Origin of the sequence: Sphingobacterium sp. MYb388 (assembly GCF_037479535.1) — a bacterium.
Lineage (GTDB): Bacteria > Bacteroidota > Bacteroidia > Sphingobacteriales > Sphingobacteriaceae > Sphingobacterium > Sphingobacterium anhuiense.
Genome location: NZ_JBBGYV010000007.1, coordinates 214,541 through 238,263, shown reverse-complemented (window position 1 = coordinate 238,263; position 23,723 = coordinate 214,541). Strand labels below are relative to the sequence as shown.

Genomic DNA, 23,723 nt, shown 5'->3' with positions numbered 1-23,723 from the left:
GTCGATTATAGCCTTTAATTTCCTTCCATACAGTTATGTATGAACTTACATGAGCCCTGTTACACAACAATCTTCCTTCAAATACGATCTCACATTTCTATATGTTTAACAAAACTAAACTTTGTTCATTAAAACTAAACAAAATTTATGTTAAATTTTTATTAATTATTTTTAAACACGATCATGAGTAGCTAAAAGTTTCGAAAACGGTGTGCTTAGATCCTTAAGGAATTGCTGAATAGACATCTTAATACTTTATAATGACTCATACAGCTAAATTTATTGTTAAATTTGTCTAGGGAATAATTCTTTCAATTTCTATTACATAAATACGCTCAGAGACACTTTCGTCTTTTTAGCATGGTAGAATTATTGCTAAGGCAAACATAATTTTGTGCATGAAATTTTTATTTAAAATATTTTTTCTTTTTTTTATAATCTTCGGGATCTTCTTTGGTGAAAGCAAGGCCAATGATATTCAATATCTCGCTAGCCCTTGGGTACAGCAATTTACAAAATCTACTTACAAAGCCGGCAATCAAAACTGGGGCTTGAGTGTCGATCAGAATGGTCTGATTTACGCCGCTAATTCTGATGGTTTATTAGAGTATGATGGCGCATACTGGAATCTCTATCCTCATCCTAATAAAGGTATCGTCCGTGTTGCACAGGTACATCCAGATGGGAAAATCTATACGGGAGGCCAATCAGAATTTGGCTATTGGCTGAAAAATAATAATGGTCGTTTAACCTACCATTCCATAAGTAAGCGCTTACTTAAAGATCTTAATGATGAGATCTGGAAAATAATCATTCAAGACCATCGGATTATCTTCCAATCTTTCTCTACGATCTATATTTATGAAAATGAAAAGATCAAAACTATTACTGAAGATGGAGAGCCTTTTCTATTTGCATTTCAAGCCAATAAGAGAATTTTCGTAGAAAAAATACCGAGTGGACTTCATGAACTAAAAAATAATAAGCTCATTCCTGTTTCGGGTAAAGAGCAGTTAAAGGGACATAACATTTTAAGTATTCTTCCTTTTGATGCAGCGTCATTCTTAATTGGAACAGCTAAAGGCGGATTATTTTTAATGAGCAAATCTGGAGAAATAACGCCCTGGAAAAATGACATCAATGAAGAATTAAAAAATGTACAGATCAACAATGGGATCAAGCTACTCAACCATTATTACGTATTCGGAACGATCTTAAACGGTATCTACATTCTTGATGAAAATGGATCTTTTGTTCAGCATATTAATAAAAGTGTTGGTTTGCAAAATAATACCGTTCTTAGTTTAACAGTAGATAAACAGTCAAATATATGGTCTGGTCTGGACAATGGTATTGACCGCATTGCGATTAATGCTGATCTCTACTATTATTCGGATAACTCAGGAAAACTTGGTACCATCTATTCTGCAAAAATTTACCAAGGATATCTTTATTTAGGGACTAACCAAGGTCTATTTTATACTTCATGGAATCCGAACAAAAAATATCAGTCTATAGACTTTAAGATGATCCATGGCTCTCAGGGCCAAGTATGGAATCTAGAAGTAATCAATAACGTATTGGTATGTGGACATAATACAGGTACCTTTCAAATTCAAGGTACAGCGATGTCCTTACTATCACCAAAAACAGGTGGTTGGGTTATCAAACTGCTTTCCCCTCATGCACCATATGTACTACAGGGAAATTATACAGGTGTGTCCCTATTTAATAGTTTACCTAATGCATTAACTTATCAGACGCAATATCCTAATTTCAGATCTGGCGTACAATTATTAGAAACACAAAGTAAAAATTCGGTTTGGGCGGCAGGTTACAATGAACTGAATCTACTTAAATTTTCAGATGATTTTAGTGTTATTAAACAGATTAAACCCTATGCCCAAAAAAATGGTTTACCCAAATCGGGTTATTTAGGTGTTTACAAATTGGCCGCCATCAATGTTTTTACGACTGATAGTGGGCTATATGTTTATGATGAGCTTATTGATAAATTCACGCCCTATCATCAATTAAACAACAAATTGGGCACATTCTCCAAAGCAAATAAGATCATACCAGCAGGAAATAATAGCTATTGGTTTATTAATAAAACCAGAATTGCTTTAGTCGATTTATTACAAGGAGGGCAAATTCGGGTTGATTCCATCAAATTAGCTTCTCTAGAAGATAATATGATGAAATATTATGAAAATATCTCGGCTCTCAATCCTAATCAATACCTGATCAGTATCGATAATGGCTTCTCTTTGCTCAATTTGGGAAGGGATAATTTTAAACCCACTGATGTGCCGGCTCCCCTCATCAGGAATATTAGATCTCTTTTCTCAACGGACAGTATAAATTTTAATAATGATAAAGAAATAGTTGAGATAAAATACAAAAACAACAGTATACAAGTATCTTATGCGCTACCTTATTACACTGAAACTGCTGTTCAATATCAATTTAAATTAACAAACACGCAGGAGGAATGGTCTGATTGGTCTAAATTACCCTACAAGGAGTTTACGAATCTGGCAGTTGGTCAGTATATATTTACAATTCGTGCAAAACTGCCAAACGGTTTTATCACTAAGGAAACAAAAGTTGAAATCGAAATCCTACCTCCATGGTATAGAACCTGGTATGCTTATTTAGGGTATTTAATATTACTGGTTTTAGCAATAAAAGAAGTCCGTAAATGGTACAACAAAAAGCTAATTAAACATGAGAAACAGGTAAAAAAGGCTTATTTGCTTAAACAAGAGGAACTTTTAAAGCAGGAAGCAATCCGAGCACAGCAACACTTGATCGAAATTAAAAATAAGCAACTGGAACAGGAATTATATAATAAGAATAAGGAACTGACTAATGCTACGATGAATATTGTGCAAAAGAATGAATTATTAAATGCACTGAATCACGAATTATTACAGTTGAAGGATGAAAATGGAAATAAACTGCAACCTGAGCAATTACAAAAAGTGGCCAAGATCCTTAAAAATGCTTATGAAGATAATATGGACTGGCATCTGTTTGAGCAGAGTTTTAATGAAACTCATGAGAATTTCTTTAAAAAGTTAAAGCATCAATTTCCCGAATTAATGCCCAATGATTTAAAACTCTGTGCCTATCTGAGGTTGAACATGAGCAGTAAAGAAATTGCCAGCTTATTAAATATAACGACACGTGGTGTCGAGATTAGACGTTACCGATTACGTAAAAAATTGAATATAACAACTGAACAGAATTTAACTGATTTTTTAATGAATATTAGTTAGAAAAATGCCCTTAATCGTGGAACCCTATCTACGACATGAGATCATGATGTTATTAAAACACACTAAAACACTACATCATTACCTCTCACGCGCTATAGTGTGCTTTAAACACTTAGTATTAAATAAAGTAATATATCACTTACTTTAATAATCTGACTATCAGCAAAGTTATTTCTTTAAATTGAATTTTTACGTTTAGCTCAAATGGTGATGTATTAATGTATAAGTGTTAAATTATACATTTCGCATACTACATCACATCTTTGCTGTATCAAAATTTAATGAAAGGGTTAAATTTTGTTAACAAACATTCAGATTAATTGGAATTGATAAATTAAAATAACACAAAAGTCACACCTATGAGGAAGTTATTTACATTACTATTACTCCCAGCATTTTGCCAATTCAATGTGTCAGTTTATGCACAGAGTGGAAAAGTGATTACTGGAAAAATTACAGCTAAATCTTCAAACGCTGTACTTTCAGGAGTAACCATTGCGGTTAAAGGAACTAGCGTTGCTACGCAATCTGACGCGAATGGAGAATTTAAAATTACAGCAGACCCCAATCAGGTTTTAATTTTCCGCTATATCGGTTATGATGGAAAAGAAGTTGTAATTGGTCAACAGAACAATGTACAAGTCAATCTAGAAGAACAAAATACGGCTTTAGATGAAATCGTGGTTATTGGTTATGGTACAGCTAAGAAAGTCGATCTAACTGGTTCTATAGGCCGTGTTACTTCAAGTGACATTGTAAAACAACCGGCATTGAATGCTGTTCAATCTGTACAGGGCAAGATATCTGGTGTTAACATCATTGCTAATGAAGCTCCGGGTTCTGCTCCAACAGTGATTATCCGCGGTCTAGGAACAGCTTCAGGTGGTCGTAATCCATTGTATATTGTTGATGGATTTCCAGTCGAAAATATCACCAATATCAACTCAGCAGATATCGTTTCTATCGATGTCCTAAAAGATGCTTCATCGGCTTCTATTTATGGTCTGCGTGCCGCAAATGGTGTGATCTTAGTGACAACTAAAAAGGGGAAAGCAGGACGTGCTCAGATTACGTATGATGGTTATGTAGGTGCCAAAGGCATTCTAAACCGTGTTAAAATGGCTGATGCGAATGAATATGTGACCCATTACAATGAAAACTTAGCAGTAGTTGAAAAAAATGGATCTCCTTTAGCATTAAATCAAAAAAACAATACCAATTGGTACGACGAACTTTTACAGACTGGTATAGTGACCAATAACGTCGTTAGCTTATCTGGAGGTTCAGATGCAGTAGATTATTTCTTTAGTTATAACAACTTTACGGAAAAAGGAATTACGGAAGGCTCTCAATATGTACGTAACACGATCCGTAATAATAATACCTACAAATTCTTTGATAATAAATTAAAACTTAGTCAGACTTTAAACATCTCTTTTGCTAACGACCGTAATAAACCGCTAAGTGCTTTTGATGCGGCCTACCGTCAGTCACCCTTAGTTCCTGTTATGTATGAAAACGGACGCTACGGAAGACCTATATACAATAAAACAACCGGAGAGGCTACATATATTCTGGCTGCAGGTCAGCAGGGAGGAAGGTTAAATGATGTGGGCAATCCTGTTTACGAGAACAAAATGCAACAGCAGTATAACAAGAATCTGAGCATCCAAGGTGGACTTCAAGCAGAATACCAGATCACCAGCGACTTAAAATTCACCTCTCGCTTGGGCGTAACAAAATACTTTTCACAAAATAGAGGTTTTAATGATATCAAGGATCGCTACTTAAATACAGATCCTCTCAATACTGCTGCAGAATTTGAAAGATTAAAAGCACAAAACCCGAATTCATTGACCTATGCAAATAATAGCTTAAATATTGCTAAAACAGAAACATTCAGATGGGTATGGGAAAATTTTGTTTCTTACCAAAAAAGTTTCGGTAAGCATAATATAGATGCAACATTAGGAAATTCAAGAGAGAAAGTCGATATCGGAAATATGTCTGATTTGACCGGATATGATGTTCCTACTCAATCACAATACTGGAATATTGACTTAGCAAAAAACAAAGAGAAGCAAATTAGACAAACTTCTTACACACCTACTGCATTAATTTCTTATTTTGCTCGTGCACAGTATAATTACGACTCAAAATACTATTTAACTGCTACTGTACGTCGTGATGGATCTAGTAAATTTAAAGCATCTGGCGAATATTTTGACATCTTTCCTTCCTTTGGAGCGGGTTGGACCGTATCCAATGAGAGCTTTATGCAAGGCTCAGGCATCGATTTCTTAAAAGTAAGGGCAAACTGGGGTAGACTAGGTAACCAAAACATCCCTTTGAACGTTTCTCAGATATTATCATCGCCAGGATCCGATAATTACAATTATGTCTTTGGCCCGAACCAAGATCTTGTTTTTGGAGCAGCATATGGAAGTCCAGCGAGAAATTTAAGATGGGAAGTAACTGAAGAATCAGGATTAGGAGTTGATTTCACCTTATTAAATAACCGTTTAAGTGGTAATGTGGATTATTATAATAAGACCAACACTAATGCTATTTTAGAAGTAAAACCTTTATTGAATTCGCCATTTTCTCAAAAATATTTTGATCATGGCGGAAAAGTATCAAATCAAGGGGTGGAGATTGGTTTAAATTGGACCGATCAAATTAATGAAAACCTATCCTATAGTATTGGTGGTAACTATTCTTACAACAAAAATACTTTAAAGGATGTTAAACCTGCCTATGATGGTACTGAGGGAGGAAGTTTAAATAATGGTCAGCTTACAAAACAGTTAAAAGCTAATCAACCTATTTATGCTTGGTACATGTACGAAGCAGTTGGGGTGTGGCAAAACGAAGCTGAAATTGCAGATGGCGCTGCAACAACCGGAGCAAAACCTGGGTACCTAAAATACAAAGATCAAAATGAAGATGGTGTTATCGACGCAAAAGATAAAACATTCCACGGATCATATCTTCCTTCTTCGACATTTGGTTTAAATCTAAGTGTCAACTATAAAAAATGGGATTTCACAGCTCAAGGTTATGGGGTTGCAGGAAATAAAATTTACAATGGTCTAAAAGGTACCCGTGTTAATGGTGGTGAGAACGTAACTAAAGAAACTTTTGATAACCGCTGGACTGGCGCAGGAACGTCTAATACACATCCTGGAGCAGCTCATGATGCCTTAGCTTCCAGTTACTATTTAGAGTCAGGAGCCTATTTTAGAATCAATAACTTAACATTAGGTTATACCATTCCAAAATTATACAATTCAACTTCTAAAATTAGAATGTACGTAACAGCACAGAACCCTTTTATTTTCACAAAATATACAGGTTTCTCTCCTGAAATAACAGGTGCAAATTCTGGTGTTCCTTCGGAAACTGCGGGAATTGAGCTTTCGGCTTATCCAACAACACGTAATTTTATTTTCGGAGTCAATGTTTCATTCTAACTTTTAAAAATTAAAAATCATGAAATTTAACAAATTACATATAGCCTTAATTTTAACAGCAGGTTTGAGCATGTCTGCCTGTAAAGATTCAGCATTTTTAGATGTTCCTTCTCAAGAAATTGTAGAAGAAGCTGATAAGGAACAAGCGTTCACACCGGAGGGTTATGTGAATGCAATCTACGGTATGTTTACAGACTGGAATTACTCCTTTTCTTATGTTGCGATTACGGATATGCTTTCTGATAATGCCGACAAAGGCTCTTCTCCAACCGATCCAGGAGGTGACAAACAAGAAATCGACAGATTAGAGTATACAAGTTCATCCGGTTCCTTTGGAGCATTATGGTCACATTGGTATAAATCAATCGGACGTGCCACGCAATCTATTGAAGTGACTCAATCATCAACGATAGAAGATGCAACTTATAAAAATAGATTAATCGGTGAAGCTAAGTTTTTACGCGCCTTAAATTATTTTTATTTAGTGCGTGGCTGGGGTGATGTCCCTATCCAAGAGCAGGATTTAATAATTCGTGCGCCTAAAGCTGATGTTTATGCTTATATCATTAAAGATCTAAGAGAGGCTATAGACGCTTTGCCTTTAAAATCTGCTTATGAATCTAAAGATCTGGGTCGTGCTACCAAAGGCGCCGCGCAAGCTTTATTATCAAAAGTATATTTATACAATCAAAATTGGAATGAGGCCTACACGTTAGCGAAAGAAGTGATTAACTCCGGTCAATATGGTTTGGAATCGAAGTACGAAGTTCTTTGGCGCGCAAGTTCTGAGAATGGTACCGAGTCGATCTTTGAATTCCAGGCGCGTGGAGAAGCGATTGCACATGGTGTTCAACAATATTCTGAAGTACAGGGTGCACGTGGTGTTACCGGCTGGGGCTGGGGATTCAACACACCATCTGAGAATTTGTTAAACGCATTTAATGCGGAAAAAGATAATATCCGTCGCGACGCGACCATTATCTTCCGTGGAGAAACTTTGTGGGATGGCCGTGTTGTTGGAACAGGAGTTGAAAATCCAATGTACAATGAGAAAGCATACTCATCGGCAAATGCAGGTGCGGCTGATGGGGATAAAAATGTACGCTATTTACGTTTAGGCGAGGTATATTTGATCTTAGCAGAAGCAGCTAATGAAATGGGCAACACCGGAGAAGCGACAGCTGCTCTTAATACCATTCGTACTCGGGTTAAATTGCCTAATACCACAGCGATCAATCAAGCGGACTTGCGCAAAGCAATCTGGAAGGAACGCCGTCTAGAATTAGCTTTTGAGCACGATCGTTGGTTTGATCTAGTTCGTACGAAACAAGCCTCTGAAGCTATGAAAGCGGATGGAAAAACATTCACCGACAAAAACTATTTGTTCCCAATTCCATATGAACAATTAACACAAACACCAGATATGGTGCAAAATCCTGGTTTTTAAGCCAACATCTTAATAAAACATCGAAACTGGGACTTATTAGCACTAAGTCCCAGTTCTTTAATATCCATCGCTCTACTTACTCTACTATGAAATTAAAATTTAATCCCAAGCTTATCTTAGGCTTAATCTTAATTGGTACAAGCATTACTGCGTGTAAAACACCTCAGACCTTGCAAAAGACCAGTATTTCTGATGATTCTTTAATGACTTTGGTACAGAAGCAAACCTTCAACTATTTCTGGGAAGGTGCAGAACCTAATTCGGGAATGGCAAGGGAAAGAATCCATATCGATGGTCAATATCCGTTGAATGATTTTAATGTTGTCACTGTCGGCGGATCCGGATTTGGTATAATGGCTACAATCGTAGCTGCCGAACGTGGTTTTATCTCTGCTGAAGAAGCGACTAAAAGGTTTGATCGCATTGTCGATTTTCTGGCAAAAGCCGATCGTTACCATGGCGCATGGTCACACTGGATCGATGGTCCTACTGGAAAATCGAAGGTTTTTGGAAATCAGGATGATGCTGCCGATATCGTAGAAACTGCTTTTATGGCCCAGGCCTTAATCTGTCTACGTGAGTATTACCAAAATGGAAACGACCAACAAAAACAAGTCGCTGAAAAAGCAGACGCACTTTGGAAAGGTATTGATTGGAATTTCTTTCGCAATGGCAAAGATGTTCTGTACTGGCACTGGAGTCCAACACATGGTTGGGGTATGAATCATGCGATACAGGGTTATGATGAATGCTTGATCAGCTATGTGCTGGGCGCGAGCTCACCGACACATCCAATCCCTGCCTCCACTTATCATAAAGGTTGGGCAAGAAGTGGTGCAATCGTATCCAGTGCTGAGAAGTTTGGAATTCCACTGGTGCTAAAACACAATGCACCTGAAAATGCTGTCGGTCCACTATTCTGGTCTCATTACTCCTACTTAGGTTTAAATCCGAAGGGCTTACAAGATGAATATGCTGATTACTGGAAAGTGAACGTTAATCACACTAAAATTAACATTGAATACGCTAAACAAAATCCTCATCAATTTAAAGGATATGGCGAAAACTCATGGGGATTGACCGCGAGCTATTCTGTAAAGGGATACGATGCTCACCATCCTGATAATGATAAAGGTGTTATTTCTCCTACAGCAGCGCTATCATCAATTCCATATGCTCCTAAAGAGAGTTTGCAAGCGATGCGCTATTTTTATGAACAAAAAGGTGCAGAGCTTTTTGGTAAATATGGATTTTATGATGCTTTTTCAGAAACAGAAAACTGGTATCCACAGCGTTATCTAGCAATTGACCAGGGACCTATTGTTGTCATGATTGAAAATTACAGAACTGGATTGATCTGGAATTTATTTATGCAGGCTCCCGAAGTTAAAGCAGGATTGAAGAACTTAGGTTTTAAAGGTCCGAATCTATAAGCATTTTATTCACATACAAATAACTACTAGAACATGAAACAATGGACTTCCCTATTAGTCGCTGTTGCATTAGTTCCGACTCTGGCATTCACACAGCCGGCGCACAAACAAGATCCCAAAATGGATAAGTTTGTTTCAGAACTGATGAAAAAAATGACAGTTGACGAAAAAATTGGCCAGCTGAATCTAGTTACTGCAGGCGAGGTGACCACAGGTGCCACTGCCAGTACTGGAGTTGAAGCAAAAATTGCTGCTGGTCAAATTGGCGGAATCTTTTCTATGACTACACCTAAAAAAATTCGTGCTGCTCAAGAACTTGCTGTCAACAAAACAAGACTTAAAATACCGATGATCTTCGGTCTAGATGTCATCCATGGTTATAAAACTACTTTTCCAATTCCATTAGGTCTTTCAGCTACGTGGGATATCCCTCTAATCGAAAAAACTGCACGTATCGCAGCCCAAGAGGCTACTGCAGATGGAATCAACTGGACCTTCTCTCCTATGGTCGATATCTCTCGTGATGCCCGTTGGGGAAGAATTTCGGAAGGTTCCGGAGAAGACCCTTACTTAGGCTCACAGATTGCAAGCGCGATGGTTAAAGGTTATCAGGGCAATGACTTAAAAGCAATCAATACCATGATGGCCTGTGTGAAGCACTGGGCTTTGTATGGTGCAGCGGAGTCTGGAAAAGATTACAACACCACAGATATGAGTCTGCACCGCATGTACAATGAATACTTCCCTCCTTACAAAGCGGCTGTAGAAGCTGGTGCAGGTACAGTTATGACATCTTTCAATGATATCAATGGTATCCCGGCAACAGCTAATAAGTGGTTAGTAACTGATGTTCTTCGCAAGGAATGGGGATTCAACGGTATGGTGGTTACAGATTATACCGGTATTGCAGAGCTGATGGATCATGGTTTAGGAGATTTACAACAAGTATCTGCACTTTCGTTAAAAGCAGGCGTGGATATGGATATGATTTCTGAAGGTTTTTTAAATACCTTAAAAAAATCTTTAAAAGAAGGGAAAGTCTCTCAACCTGATATAGACCGCGCATGCCGTTTAGTATTAGAGGCTAAATATAAATTAGGTTTATTTGAGGATCCATACCGTTACTGTAATGAAGATCGTGCTAAAACCGAGTTACTGACGCCTGCAAATCTTAAAGTTGCCCGTGATGCGGCTACTAAATCATTTGTCTTGTTAAAGAATGACAAGCAGCTTCTTCCTTTACAGAAAAAAGGTACAGTTGCTGTAATAGGTCCATTAGCGAATACACGTGCGAACATGGTGGGCACATGGTCAGTAAGCTCTGACTTAGTGAATACCCCTTCTTTGGTTGAGGGTATGCAGTCGGTATTGGGCAACCAAGTGAAGATCGTTACACATTTAGGTTCAAATTTACTTGAAGACCCTGTTTATCAAGAACATGCTACCATGTTTGGACGTACGATCCCTAGAGATAATAGACCTGAGTCGGATATTATTGCTGAAGCGTTACAAACTGCTGCTCAAGCAGATGTGATTGTAGCAGCATTAGGTGAATCTTCGGAGATGTCCGGTGAAAGTTCTAGCCGTACAGAGATTGGTATTCCGGCTATTCAACAACGTCTTTTAGCAGCGCTATTAAAAACAGGAAAACCTGTTGTCTTAGTTTTGTTTGCAGGAAGACCGATGACTTTAACTTGGGAAGATGAACATGTTCCTGCTATCTTAAATGCATGGTTTGGTGGATCTGAAACTGGAGCTGCTGTAGCTGAGGTATTATTTGGAGATGTTAACCCTTCAGGTAAATTAACGGCAACTTTCCCTAGAAATGTTGGTCAGTTACCTATTTATTATGGACATAAAAGTACTGGAAGACCATTAGCAGAAGGTGGTTCTTTCCAAAAATTTAGATCTAACTACATTGATGTGATCAATAGCCCGCTTTATCCATTTGGATATGGTTTGAGTTATACAACATTTGATTATTCAGATCTGAAATTGGATACGTCTTCTTTTAAAGCTGGACAATCCATCCAAGCATCGGTGACGTTGCGTAATACGGGTAAATATGACGGTGAAGAGGTTGTTCAACTTTATATTAAAGATCTGGTTGGTTCAATTACACGTCCTGTTAAAGAATTAAAAGGTTTTCAAAAAGTATTCTTAAAAGCTGGAGAATCTAAAGTCGTAACTTTTACTGTTTCGGAAGAAGATTTAAAATTCTATAATAACGATCTCAAGTTTGTCGCTGAACCGGGAGATTTCACCTTATTTATCGGTAAAAATTCGCAGGATCTTTTAGCTACTAAATTTGAATTAAAATAATATCATTTCCCCTTATATTAGAGGAGTTATCTTTAACCGGATAGCTCCTTTTTTATTTTATTAAGCCTTCATCGATCTTTATTGTTAATCTTATAGGGTAGTAAATGATCTACCATTTCGAACGTTTCGCTCTTCGCTCCTACGCATTGTTGTCAGATCTTTGAAATAAAATTTTCTCCCATTTGATATCACGACTCGGCTGCCAATGTTCAATCGTTTCAGTATATCCAGATTTATAGATCTCTTTCTTCGATATGAGTATTCCTTTACGCGGATCTGCAAAATCAATATCAGTAACCACATTTAAATATTCGTTTAACTTCTCCGGTAAATCATAAAAATTTTGACAATCATTATAAAGAGTAAACTTTCTCATCTTTACATTCACCGGAAATAGTCTATTTAACCACCATTGCTTCTCATTTTTAATAAATTCAGGGAAATCGTTCAGATAAAAGGTATAATAAGCATGATCATCGCCGGGATAATCGAAATAGACGATCTTGTCAATAATAGACCAATTAATGCTATAGGTGCCGTCAACTATGGGCTTATGAATCCAAATTTCTTGTTTTGAATAAGTGATAATATTCCGATGTGCTTCACTAGATCGCTGTTGTTTTTCAGATAAGTGGAAACCAAATATAAAACCATAAATACAGATCGCTGGCAAAAGTACAAACAGGATAATGGTAATCCATCCATAGACCGGTACATTTTCTGGATATTTCACGGCGAAAAATAATAGCAGGATTCCAAGAAGCAGAAAAATACCTAATGGTATGACAAATATCAGTTTTGGATTTTTATTAATGAATTCTTTCATAATATCGGATACTAATCACTTATAATTGCTGGTTGTCGAATTAGTTACTTATTAGAAACGGCTACAATCTTTCGTAATAAAGATAACCATTCTTAATACTAAGTTTCAAATCATAACCTTAAGTATAGCAATGCAAGAATTAAACCACTCGAGTGCATTTACAAACATATCGTTTATATCGGATTTTGAGTATCATAAAAGTTTAAAAAAAGAAAAGGCGAAAGATAAATCTTTCGCCTTTTGGGTAAATGATGGGGCTCGAACCCACGACCCTCGGTACCACAAACCGATGCTCTAACCAACTGAGCTACATCTACCGTGTTTGTGCTACAAAAGTAGAATTTTATTTGATATACTCCAAATGTTTTTAAGCAAAAAATCCTCATTACAACGTATCGTAATGAGGATTAAGCTATTATTTTTTAATTTTTATTAGATCATCTCAACACTGCGTTTCACGAATGATGTTAATGCAGCACCTGTTAACAAACCGCGTGATAATAAAGCCAAGTCAAACGCTTGTTTTGCCAATTGTGCACCTTCTTCTTCAGTACTTGATAAAATGCGTTTTACCAGTGGGTGGTTACCATTTACCGTTACCTTATAGTTATCAGGTAAGTTACCGTAAAAGTTCATACCGCCATTGGTTTTGGCCATATCTTTCATACGACGCATAAATTCATCGATCGTTACTGATACTGGTAATTCTTCTGCAGATAAGGCATCCACTTCAACTTTCATGTCAGGACGGCTGATTGCTTTTTCAAAGATTGATAAGGCTTGTTTAGATTCTTCTTCAGAAATTGACAATTCTTGCTTCTCATCTTTTTGAATCAACTTATCGATGACATCGGCATCTACACGTTTCAACTGTACCTTTTCACCTCCTTTTTGTTCCAAATAAGAAGTGATATGCGTATCCAGAGGTCCGTCTAAAACCAATACATCATAGCCTTTTGTTTTTGCTGTAGCAATAAAGCTATCTTGTTGAGCAGCATCATGGGTATATAAATAAATGATATTTCCATCTTTATCAACTTGAATATCTTTTACTTTTTCGTAATACTCTTTAATTGTGTAGTTCTCTTTATTTGTATTGGTCAATAAACAGAATTCATTTGCTTTTTCAGCAAATTTCTCATCGCTCAACATACCATATTTGATAAATAGACCGATATCATTCCATTTTTCTTCAAAACCTTTACGATCCGTTTTAAAGATTTCCTGCAACTTATCAGCTACTTTTTTAGTGATATAATTGTTGATCTTTTTCACGTTACTATCTGCCTGCAAGAAGCTTCTTGAAACGTTTAACGGGATATCCGGTGAGTCGATTACACCATGTAACAACATTAAAAATTCAGGAACAATATCTTTTACTTCGTCGGTAATGAATACTTGACGTGAGTATAATTTGATTTTATTACGTTGAATTTCTAATTCATTTTTAATTTTCGGGAAGTATAAAATTCCGGTTAAATTAAATGGATAATCAACATTTAAATGGATCCAGAATAATGGTTCGTCCATTGAATATGGATACAACTCTTTATAGAAAGCCAAATAGTCTGCATCTGTCAGTTCAGATGGAGCTTTGGTCCAAGCTGGGCTTGTGTTGTTGATGATGTTATCAACTTCAACAGATTTATATTTTGGTTTTCCTTCTTCATCTTCGCCATCTGGTTCAGAAGTTGTTTTCGTTCCGAAGCGGATATTTACAGGAAGGAAACGCGCATATTTGTCCAAGATCTCCTGTAAACGCGATTGACTTAGGAATTCTGAAGACTCTTCATTAATGTGTAAAATGATATCAGTACCACGTGTCGTACGTGTACCTTCAGAAATTTCATACGAAGTACTACCATCACATGTCCAATGCGCAGCTTCTGCCCCATCTTGGTAAGATAATGTTTCGATTTCAACGTTATCAGCAACCATGAATGCGGAATAGAAACCTAATCCAAATCGACCGATGATTTCATTTGCATCATTTGCTTCTTTGAATTTTTCCATAAATTCAGTTGCACCTGAGAAGGCAACTTGATTGATGTATTTTTTAATCTCGTCAGCTGTCATACCGATACCATTATCCGAAATGGTAATCGTTTTTGCTGCTTCATCAAGTTTTACATCAACTAATAAATCACCCACTTCACCTTGGTATTGACCTAATGAAGCTAAGCGCTTTATTTTTTGAGAAGCATCTACCGCGTTTGAAACTAACTCGCGTAAGAAGATCTCATTATCAGAGTATAAGAATTTTTTAATGACAGGAAAAATGTTTTCCGTGTGGATTGAAATAGATCCTTTTTCTGTGTTCATATATATTTTATATTTAATTGCTAATTGATTTCACAGTTAAACATCAATCTATATTCCAAACAGTCAATTTGAGACAAGATGTCATATTTTAAGTTAAAATGACAATATCAGGGCTGTTCATTGCTTGACTTAATCTTTATTTTTTATTGTCGTCAACAATTCATTTGCATTTTTATCAAATGCTATTGAAATTACTGCATTTGTACAGTTCCAAATAACAGGATTTGCTTCCAATTGGTTCAAATCGGTATCCTGATCTATTTTCCTAAATTTTATAAGCGAAGGTTCTCCATAAAGGAGTATCAATTCTTGCAAAAAACGATTGTAATTAGAGATTATCTCGTCTTTTCCATCATTAGAAAATTTATACATGAGTGCAAACTCATCGACCTTTTTTTCGTCTGAAGCGCGAATTCCAAAAAAATTGGCTGTTAGATCTTTGAATTTATAATTGGGAACAAAAACAGTATGACCTTGATCATGAACGGACAATTTCTTCTGATTTACGAATCCGATGATTTCATCTTTTTTCCACGATAAGGGCATATCAAATATCGTCTTAATAGATTCATTAATCAACGGTGCTTCAGAAGTTTCCATTAAATTTAAACGTATCGGAAGTGTGTAGGCTACTCTGACGGGTTTACCTTTTTGATAACCAGGTTTCCAATTGCCATATTCTTTGATGAGCCGTATTCCTTCCTCCCCCGTACCAAACCCCAGATCTTTTTCAACTTTCATGTCGACTATTGATCCGTCTTTTTCAACCACAAATGAGATCTCCACCAAACCTGAAATTTGATTATCGATCATCTCCTTAGAATAATGAAAATTATCTCCAATATAGCGCATAAATTCATCCATACCTTTAGGTGGTAAAGGATGCTGATCGACAACATCGGCAGCACTCTCCTTCTTATTTAAAGAAATCGGGCTACATGAACTGATCATGCTCAATGCGATTATAATCGAAAAAATAAACTTGATCATAAACTTACTGATGTGTAATAGCATATAATGCAAAAGTTCCTAACCAATGCGAGCCCATATAGTCATCATTGCTGATATTTGGCAACGAGTAAGTGAGGTGGTTATTCGCCTGTTGATGTAAATGATTTAATTCCGGTAATTTTGTCGCGATGCCATTTAGACAAGTTGCACGGCTAAAATTCAGTCCATCTAAATGAACAAGCTTACCATCCGTACGGTCTTTAACAATACCCGGCTCTAACTTAAACTCTTTAACAAACAAATCAGGCATAAAGCCTTTTAGCCATTTTTTATATTCGTCATCATTTAAAACTTTTGTCATCAACAATGCCTCTTCTAAGCAAGGAGAAAGAAAGTCGCTACCACTTGGTTCATATGCGAGCGAGCAGGATTTATCGTTTATAAAAAGGCGCTTTGCATGTTGTGTAATTAAATTTTGAAAAGCTGTATCTTGCGTTACCTTCGCATAATCCATTGATAAGGTAAATCCAAAAGCGGTGTTATCATGCTGTCCCGAACGAATTGGGTAAACGAGTTTAGGCAAGTACCCCTCGTAGCGTTTTACGAGCAGATCTGCCAAAGGTTGCAATGCTGTGGCCCACTGTTTCCCTTCAGCATCATTCCAAGTCAATAATTCAGCCTGTAACTGCAAGAGCCACGCCCATCCATAGGTGCGTTCGAAGCTTGTGTTATTACTGTCTAGAAAGAAAGCAATTTCCTGATCAACATTCGTTTTAGTTATTTTATCGTTCAAGATCAGTCTCACCTGCTTACTTTCACTAAGATTAGGAAATGTTTTCAATATTTTAACGATGGACCAATAACCATGAACGGATGAATGCCAATCAAAACAGCCATAAAAAATGGGATGTAATTGTTTTGGTGATTTTAGATCCTTAGCAGATCCGATGACCTGCCCCAATTTATTTGGATACTCCTGTTCAAGGCAATGTAACGGCAGTGCCAATATCCTTTTTGCTTCAGTAGAATCCAGTACGACCTGTTGATTTTTTCCTTCTGTGCTATTTTCTGTTTCTGTTTGTTGAGAAGTTGTTCCTTGATTTTTGTTGTTATTGTTGCATGACAATAAAACAGTACAAGTAAAAATGGTAACTAATATTTTGAACATTTGCGGTGCATTAATTGATTTTTAAAAGTAATAAAAAAAAGCCAAAATCATTAAATTTTGGCTTTTTTAGACGTTTATAATAGATTTTACATCTTAGCATCCATTAGTTTCTCTGCTTTTCCTTTAGGTGCGCCGGTTTTCATTTTAATGACAAACGCTTGATTCGACTGGAAACTTTTGGGCAATAGCACGTCATAATAGGTGTTTTTATCGAGATCAATACCAAGATCTGAATGACGCACCTCTAACATTTGTCCATTCGCTAATAACGTGGCAGACACAGGAACCTCTGTCGCAGTTTTGGGCACAGATATCCGGACAATATTGTGGACGGGCCTGTTGAAAACTGTGAGGTATAAGTTATCAGCTTTTTTAGTGAAGTATCCTAGTTTAGAAGTGGTCATCCCAGCATGTTTGGCTCCATAAATTGCTTCACCATTTATTTTCATCCATTCACCAAGCTCTTTTGCTATTTTATCTTCCTCAGGATGCATATTTCCTTGGCCATCTGGACCGAAATTTAAAACAAAATTACCACTTAGGGATGCTGAATAGGTCAGCATATCGATAATATCGTCTGTCGTTTTGGTATAAATACCCGACCAATCTTTCATGTATCCCCAGCCGTTTGGTGGAATTGTCATCACACAATCCCAATCACGTCCCTCTAGCCAAGTAATATCTCCCGGCAATTTGCGTTCCCAACCTTGTTCATAATCGCCCAACATCTGACCATTTGAATCAAAATGACGTTTCCCAAATTCATCATTTCGGAAACGGGAGCCGATGATAAGACCAGGGTGCTTTTCCCGAAGTTCTTTTTCAAGATTATAAGTAAAATCATAAGACTTTATCCAAGACTGATCCCAAGTGCCATCAAACCAAAATCCTTTCATCTGTGGATAATTTGTCATCAACTCCAGTAACTGATTTCTAGTATATTTCAAGAATTTATCAAACTTTTTCTTTTCCTCTTCCGTTTTAGGTTCTTTACCCATGTAATCTGGATTGTTCCATTCTAATACAGAGAAATAAAGGTAAACATCGATACCTACTGCAGTATAAGCATCTACTACCTCTTTGACTATATCTTTTTTATAGGGTGTTTTACTGATATTATAAGGGGAATATTTGGTTGGCCACATCGCGAAACCATCGTGGTGCTTTGTCGTAAAAATTACATACTTTGCTCCCATGTCTTTTGCCTGCTTTGCCCAACGCTTTGCGTCAAAATCTTTGGGATTAAATTGTTTGTAAAGATTGTCGTACGTATTCACCCAATCTTTTGGAGCTGATGATCCTCTCCATGAACGGATCCATTCGGATGCTGCTGCACCACCACGGGCACTCACTCCTTCCCATTCATTACCCGGTATTGCATAGAGACCCCAATGTATAAATTGACCTAATCCATAATTGCGGAATGCAACCATTGCCTCATCTGTCCGATTGGCAGGTGACAACGGTCCATACTTAATTTCTTTGATTTCTGTTGATTTAATTTTAGGTCCAGTCCATTGTGCCTGTATTGAATTAACTGTAGCTAACAATGCCACAGCAAGTACAGACTTTTTTAATAAGTTATTCATATTTAGTTGGTTATTCAGGATTATCAATATAAGCACGTTGTGTCTTTTTTATCACCACAGGTTCAGGATGTGCATTCGTAAATGGATCGTAGTAGTATAAATTTGCTTCACGGTACAAGTTCAAATGTTTTTTTAATGATTCTGAAAATTGCACGTAATTTTTATTTGAACTTTTTGTCCATCCGACCTCCGCCAAAGCGGCTAATCGTGGAAAAGTTAAATAGTCCAATCGATTGGTATTGATAACTGTTTCTGTCCATAAATTACCCTGAATGCCTAAGATTTGATTTTTCTCGGTGGTCAACGAAGCGTAATTATCCGGAGAAAAATTATAAACATTTTCCAAAGGATTGTATAGCTTTCCCCATTTTCGTCCATACTTATGTGATTCTTCCTGTACAAAATCAAAATAAAGCGGTAATCTTGGTGTCAGTATTGTTTTATAGCCAGCCTTTAATATTTCTTTTAACTGTTCAGGTTTATCATGTCGCCACCACATGAATATAGTTTTCTCTTTTGATAAATCGGCATCTACCATTTCATCCCAGGCAAGCAAAGTGGCATCCATTGTTTTTAGCGAATCTGCCATGCGACGCATGAAGTAATTTTCTACCGCCTTGTTATCATTGAGATGATGTTTCTGCTTCAAATCCTGCACTTTGGTATCTGAATTCCATGCCTCACTGCCAAATGATACTTCATCTCCCCCTAGATGTATTACCGAAGAAGGAAACAGCGCTTTTGTTTCGCTCAACACCTGAGTTAAAAAAGAATACGTTATATCTTTCGCCGGATGAAAAGTAAAATCTGGGTGTTTATCATTTCCACCACCACTTAATTGGGGATAAGCTCGATTTGCCGCTGTGGCATGGCCGGGCATATCGATTTCAGGAATGACTTCGATGCTCCTTTCTTGTGCATAAGCTACAATCTCTGTAATGTCTGCCTGCGTATAATAGGCCGCGGGAGCATATGGATCAGTCTGGGAGCCAACCCCACCGATCAATGATAGAAGTGGATATTTTTGAATTTCTAACCGCCAAGCAGGCTCATCAGTTAAGTGCCAGTGAAACTTATTGAGCTTATAAAATGCCATCCAATCTAAAATTGATTTCACTTTTTCTTTTCCAAAGAAGTGACGTGATTCATCTAACATAAAACCTCGCCATACATATGCAGGTTTATCTTTGATCTCAAAAATATTTACACTGATTCCCGATGTTGATTTTTTTCCAAAGCTCAATACCTGCAAAAGCGAGCTTACTGCATAAGTAGCTCCTGCAGGAGAGCTTGCATAAATAATTAACGTATTGCTATCTGTCTTAATTTCATATTCCTCAATTTCAAGATTTTCCTTATGAACAAATCGAATGTTTGAAACCGTCTTCTTATCATGATGAACAAGTCCTGTATAACCAAATTTTGATAAAAGCTGCTTCTGCAGATATCGACCTACAGCGTCAAACTCCTTATCTCCAATCTGTATTTTACTACATGAAGGAAAGCAATACAGCCCGTCCCTAATCTGTATAAAATCTGGTTTTGGAATTAGGGATAGCTGTGCTTTCGTAACACTATAGTTAATCGTAAGCAAGACGATAAATGCTGCTGCTTTGCCCAGTTTTTTTGTGATCATAAAATTTTATTAAACCTATCACGACTACGCCTTGATTTTCTCAAGGTGTGGTCAGAAAGAACAACGTATTAATTCGATTTATAAAATTTAAATATATGCTTCTTGCGGATCATCTCAGGGAATATCGAGGATGCAAACGATTGTGCAAACAACGAAAACGTTAGCGTAATGAATTGCTTACAAAGTAGTATATCGCTCTATGAGCTGGGCAACCAGATATGGAACTGCCTCCGATGCAGTACTTTCTATGGTACTGGCTCTTTTGGGTATCCGCGATGTGTTAATTTGTTTATCAACAACATATAAATCGCAGGTCGGAGCTATGACATCGACCAAACCAGCAGCTGGATATACTGCCAAAGAGGTCCCGATAACAATCATTATGTCGGCCTCTCGTGCCATGTAAATGGCGGTCTCCATATTTGGAACTGCCTCACCGAACCATACTATATCAGGTCTTAATTGAGAACCTTTTTCACATAGGTCACCCATTTTGATCTCGTAACCGTCGATTGGATAGATTAACCTTTTATCTTTCGATGAGCAAGCTTGATCTAATCTTCCATGCAAATGAAGCACATGATCAGAACCTGCCCGTTCATGTAATGTATCTACATTTTGCGTCACAATCTGTACATCAAATGATTTCTGCAAAACAACTAAAGCTTGGTGTGCAGCATTCGGTTTAGCCTGCATAGCGACTTGTCGCCTCATGTTATAAAAATCTTGAACAAGTTTGGGATTACGGTACCAGCCATCAATACTAGCAACGTCCTCGACATCATGGCCCTCCCACAAGCCATCGGCATCTCTAAATGTCTTTATACCACTTTCTGCTGAGATACCGGCTCCGGTAAATACGATGATTTTTTTCTTCATATCTTTTTTATCTATTACCAAGTTAATACCGAATCTTGGAAATTTGTTGGCAACTGTAGTTTAATTGAGTCTTTGCTGCTAATGACACTATTGTTGGATGTTAAAAATGCTCTTTCAAAACTCACAAAAATTTTATTCGGTATATGCAATTCTAAGGGAGATTTGGCTTTAAAAACATAACGGTTGTTTTCCAAACTCAGATTCTTATAGATCCGATAAGCCACTACCTTAGCTTTTATTTTTTCGATTCCAGTAAGTTTCTTTATATCAGTTGTATTTTGAGCTTGGCTATCCTCATAATACATGAAATGATCGGAATTTGCGAGATCTCTAATATCCAAGCGTTGCTCTACCACTTCCAGGGCAAGTGAATCGGCACGTTGCTTTTGCGCTTTACTTCCGTTTCCGTTATTACAGGAAATTAGCAGTAGTAAAAATAACAGTGGTAATAAAAATTTCATAGTCATAAAAAAAGAGGCATTTTTAATTGCCTCTTTACAAATTTATAAATTACTTTCAATAGCTCCTACGTGCTCTCGATACAATTCAATTGGTTTATCTAATAAAACAGCAATTATTGTCATGTTTTTATCGATCCGTTCTTTGGGAACATCAATATACACAATACCTGGTGTCGAGCTCCAGTATAATTTATTGAATATATCATGTCCGATCATAGAACCTTCACCTACGATGCGTATACGTGCTATGGTATTCTTAAGCCCCTTTAATGCAATAGGCCCCGTTGGAGTTCCTTCAACGAAAAGATAAAGTGTCTGCTTATCTTTAGATAGTGCACTTAATCCCGCGTAGTGTCCATCAGCAATTCCAGCTTCAGCATCATGTAAGATTTCTGCATTTTTCGTTACCCACTCTTTAATTTCGGCAGCTGTAAATTTTAAGTTTTTATCTAATATATCGCCGTCTGCACTGATCTTGTCTTTAAACAAATTGGATCCTATGGCTGTAGATTTACTAATTGTTGCAATTGCATGCGCTACTTGACTTTGGCCTGCAATTTCATAAGCAGTATAACTCACTTCTTTTCTTTCCAAATCAATAGCTGGCTTCTCATTAAAGGTAATGGCTACAACAGTTACAGCTGGATCGAAATTAGCTGTAGGTAGATTTAATTCCAGTGTATAGTCATCATACTGATAATCTATCTTATCTGGGTTTCCAACAAATTTAACTGAAGCAGGTTTGGTTTTCAGACCTTGTAAAACTAATTTATCTTTTACGTTATCCAAGTAGATGTATAATGTTTTTCCATCTTTAGAAAAAGCATTTTTATCATTCCAAAACCGAGATTGCACTCCTGCACGCGTTCCGTAGATCGCATCTTTATGTTTAGAAGTCCATCTTCCTAATTCTTTCAAGATCTGCACCTGTTCTGTAGGTATTGTCCCATCGGCTTTGGGGCCAATATCCAATAAAAGATTTCCGCCCATTGAAATACAATCTACCAAAGTACGGACGATCATGTTTGGAGTTTTATAATGATGGTCAAAATGCTGATATCCCCAAGAGTCATTCATGGTATAGCAGAGCTCCCAATAGCGTGCTTCAGGTTTTACAACCGGAATACCCTGCTCTGGAGTATCATAGTCACCATGTTGATTCAGTCTGGAATTGATAATGATATTTGGATTATACTTACGCAATTGCGTCAATGTTTCTTTTGCACGCCATTCCTGATCATTGTGTTCCCAATCGCCATCAAACCAAATTAGATCTGGCTTATATGCTTTAGACAATTCTGCTAACTGTCCCTGATAGTAATTAACAAACTTATTCCACCGATTGGCATCATCGCCTACGTTATAACGTTTTTTTATTCTCGTATTGACATCATAATCTGGATGACTCCAATCTGGTAATGAGTAATACAATCCGGTTTTAAGACCTTTCTTCTGAAGTGCCGATACAAAAGGCGTCAGAACATCCTTTTTAGCAGTAGCATCTTTCGCTGTTGTAATTGCATTATTCGATTTGCTATCCCAAAGAGATACACCATCATGATGACGTGTTGTAATGACCGAATACTTTGCTCCGGATTCCTGAATTAATTTTGCCCATTCTTCCGGTTGATATTGGTTGGCTGTAAAACCACCAAGTTGTTTCATGTAATTTTCATGACTGATATAGTTATTGAAAAAAGCCCAAGATTCAGAAACCCCCTTAACCGAATAAATTCCCCAATGGATAAAAATGCCTAATTTTGCATCTTCAAACCATTCCATTTTTTTTACGTCCTCATTCTTGTTTTTAGTTTCTTGTGCAAAAACGTTGTAGCTAGAAAGCGCTAAAAACAACACTGCTAATATTGACTTCTTCCGAATCATAGTTACTTATTGAAATATCAGGTTTTAAAAAGGTGAAAAGTAAGAATT

At 37.0% G+C, this 23,723-nt stretch carries 14 protein-coding genes and 1 tRNA gene; 5 read left to right on the top strand and 10 right to left on the bottom strand.

Annotation, left to right across the window (positions count from 1 at the left end):
* Positions 1-398: 398 nt before the first annotated feature.
* The 5 genes from WH188_RS20225 to bglX all read left to right on the top strand — a co-directional run bounded on the left by WH188_RS20225 (position 399) and on the right by bglX (position 11,959).
* Positions 399-3,284: a helix-turn-helix and ligand-binding sensor domain-containing protein gene (locus tag WH188_RS20225; RefSeq protein WP_339424582.1), complete on the top strand. Its 2,886-nt coding sequence runs from the start codon at positions 399-401 to the stop codon at positions 3,282-3,284.
* Positions 3,285-3,643: 359 nt separating this feature from the next.
* Positions 3,644-6,757 carry a SusC/RagA family TonB-linked outer membrane protein gene (locus WH188_RS20220; RefSeq protein WP_132767777.1) on the top strand — a complete coding sequence of 1,038 codons (3,114 nt, stop codon included), beginning with the start codon at positions 3,644-3,646 and terminating at the stop codon, positions 6,755-6,757.
* A gap of 19 nt (positions 6,758-6,776) precedes the next feature.
* Positions 6,777-8,204 (top strand): RagB/SusD family nutrient uptake outer membrane protein, encoded by a 1,428-nt coding sequence (locus WH188_RS20215; RefSeq protein ID WP_021188399.1) that lies wholly within the window; start codon positions 6,777-6,779, stop codon positions 8,202-8,204.
* Positions 8,205-8,290: 86 nt separating this feature from the next.
* Positions 8,291-9,637 carry a glucoamylase family protein gene (locus tag WH188_RS20210; RefSeq protein ID WP_021188400.1) on the top strand — a complete coding sequence of 449 codons (1,347 nt, stop codon included), beginning with the start codon at positions 8,291-8,293 and terminating at the stop codon, positions 9,635-9,637.
* A 33-nt stretch (positions 9,638-9,670) separates the two neighbouring features.
* Positions 9,671-11,959 carry a beta-glucosidase BglX gene (gene bglX / locus WH188_RS20205; protein ID WP_132767773.1) on the top strand — a complete coding sequence of 763 codons (2,289 nt, stop codon included), beginning with the start codon at positions 9,671-9,673 and terminating at the stop codon, positions 11,957-11,959.
* A 139-nt stretch (positions 11,960-12,098) separates the two neighbouring features.
* Here bglX and WH188_RS20200 read toward each other — a convergent pair whose 3' ends face one another.
* The 10 genes from WH188_RS20200 to WH188_RS20155 form a co-directional block, all read right to left on the bottom strand.
* Complete coding sequence (locus WH188_RS20200; RefSeq protein ID WP_132767771.1) at positions 12,099-12,785, bottom strand: hypothetical protein; 687 nt, start codon at positions 12,783-12,785, stop codon at positions 12,099-12,101.
* Between the two features lie 243 nt (positions 12,786-13,028).
* Positions 13,029-13,102, bottom strand: a tRNA-His gene (locus WH188_RS20195).
* Positions 13,103-13,217: 115 nt separating this feature from the next.
* Positions 13,218-15,107, bottom strand: a complete 1,890-nt coding sequence (gene htpG, locus WH188_RS20190; protein WP_132767769.1) for a molecular chaperone HtpG — start codon at positions 15,105-15,107, stop codon at positions 13,218-13,220.
* Between the two features lie 129 nt (positions 15,108-15,236).
* Positions 15,237-16,097, bottom strand: a complete 861-nt coding sequence (locus WH188_RS20185; protein WP_165905818.1) for an energy transducer TonB — start codon at positions 16,095-16,097, stop codon at positions 15,237-15,239.
* A 4-nt stretch (positions 16,098-16,101) separates the two neighbouring features.
* Complete coding sequence (locus WH188_RS20180; RefSeq protein WP_132767765.1) at positions 16,102-17,226, bottom strand: DUF2891 domain-containing protein; 1,125 nt, start codon at positions 17,224-17,226, stop codon at positions 16,102-16,104.
* 86 nt (positions 17,227-17,312) lie between these two features.
* Positions 17,313-18,815 carry an alpha-L-fucosidase gene (locus WH188_RS20175; RefSeq protein ID WP_168126407.1) on the bottom strand — a complete coding sequence of 501 codons (1,503 nt, stop codon included), beginning with the start codon at positions 18,813-18,815 and terminating at the stop codon, positions 17,313-17,315.
* 10 nt (positions 18,816-18,825) lie between these two features.
* On the bottom strand, positions 18,826-20,451 hold the full coding sequence (locus tag WH188_RS20170) for a beta-N-acetylhexosaminidase (RefSeq protein WP_168126406.1): 1,626 nt from the start codon (positions 20,449-20,451) through the stop codon (positions 18,826-18,828).
* Between the two features lie 177 nt (positions 20,452-20,628).
* Positions 20,629-21,330 carry an SIR2 family NAD-dependent protein deacylase gene (locus tag WH188_RS20165; protein WP_168126405.1) on the bottom strand — a complete coding sequence of 234 codons (702 nt, stop codon included), beginning with the start codon at positions 21,328-21,330 and terminating at the stop codon, positions 20,629-20,631.
* A 14-nt stretch (positions 21,331-21,344) separates the two neighbouring features.
* Complete coding sequence (locus WH188_RS20160; RefSeq protein ID WP_156169724.1) at positions 21,345-21,791, bottom strand: hypothetical protein; 447 nt, start codon at positions 21,789-21,791, stop codon at positions 21,345-21,347.
* 42 nt (positions 21,792-21,833) lie between these two features.
* The gene (locus WH188_RS20155) at positions 21,834-23,675 is read right to left on the bottom strand and encodes an alpha-L-fucosidase (protein ID WP_168126404.1); all 1,842 of its coding nucleotides are present in this window, start codon (positions 23,673-23,675) and stop codon (positions 21,834-21,836) included.
* Between the last annotated feature and the right edge of the window lie 48 nt (positions 23,676-23,723).

Excerpts from the sequence above, each read along its gene's own strand:
- WH188_RS20225 (WP_339424582.1), top strand. The coding sequence starts at position 399 with ATGAAATTTTTATTTAAAATATTTTTTCTTTTTTTTATAATCTTCGGG.
- WH188_RS20220 (WP_132767777.1), top strand. The coding sequence starts at position 3,644 with ATGAGGAAGTTATTTACATTACTATTACTCCCAGCATTTTGCCAATTC.
- WH188_RS20215 (WP_021188399.1), top strand. The coding sequence starts at position 6,777 with ATGAAATTTAACAAATTACATATAGCCTTAATTTTAACAGCAGGTTTG.
- WH188_RS20210 (WP_021188400.1), top strand. The coding sequence starts at position 8,291 with ATGAAATTAAAATTTAATCCCAAGCTTATCTTAGGCTTAATCTTAATT.
- bglX (WP_132767773.1), top strand. The coding sequence starts at position 9,671 with ATGAAACAATGGACTTCCCTATTAGTCGCTGTTGCATTAGTTCCGACT.
- WH188_RS20200 (WP_132767771.1), bottom strand. The coding sequence starts at position 12,785 with ATGAAAGAATTCATTAATAAAAATCCAAAACTGATATTTGTCATACCA.
- htpG (WP_132767769.1), bottom strand. The coding sequence starts at position 15,107 with ATGAACACAGAAAAAGGATCTATTTCAATCCACACGGAAAACATTTTT.
- WH188_RS20185 (WP_165905818.1), bottom strand. The coding sequence starts at position 16,097 with ATGATCAAGTTTATTTTTTCGATTATAATCGCATTGAGCATGATCAGT.
- WH188_RS20180 (WP_132767765.1), bottom strand. The coding sequence starts at position 17,226 with ATGTTCAAAATATTAGTTACCATTTTTACTTGTACTGTTTTATTGTCA.
- WH188_RS20175 (WP_168126407.1), bottom strand. The coding sequence starts at position 18,815 with ATGAATAACTTATTAAAAAAGTCTGTACTTGCTGTGGCATTGTTAGCT.
- WH188_RS20170 (WP_168126406.1), bottom strand. The coding sequence starts at position 20,451 with ATGATCACAAAAAAACTGGGCAAAGCAGCAGCATTTATCGTCTTGCTT.
- WH188_RS20165 (WP_168126405.1), bottom strand. The coding sequence starts at position 21,330 with ATGAAGAAAAAAATCATCGTATTTACCGGAGCCGGTATCTCAGCAGAA.
- WH188_RS20160 (WP_156169724.1), bottom strand. The coding sequence starts at position 21,791 with ATGAAATTTTTATTACCACTGTTATTTTTACTACTGCTAATTTCCTGT.
- WH188_RS20155 (WP_168126404.1), bottom strand. The coding sequence starts at position 23,675 with ATGATTCGGAAGAAGTCAATATTAGCAGTGTTGTTTTTAGCGCTTTCT.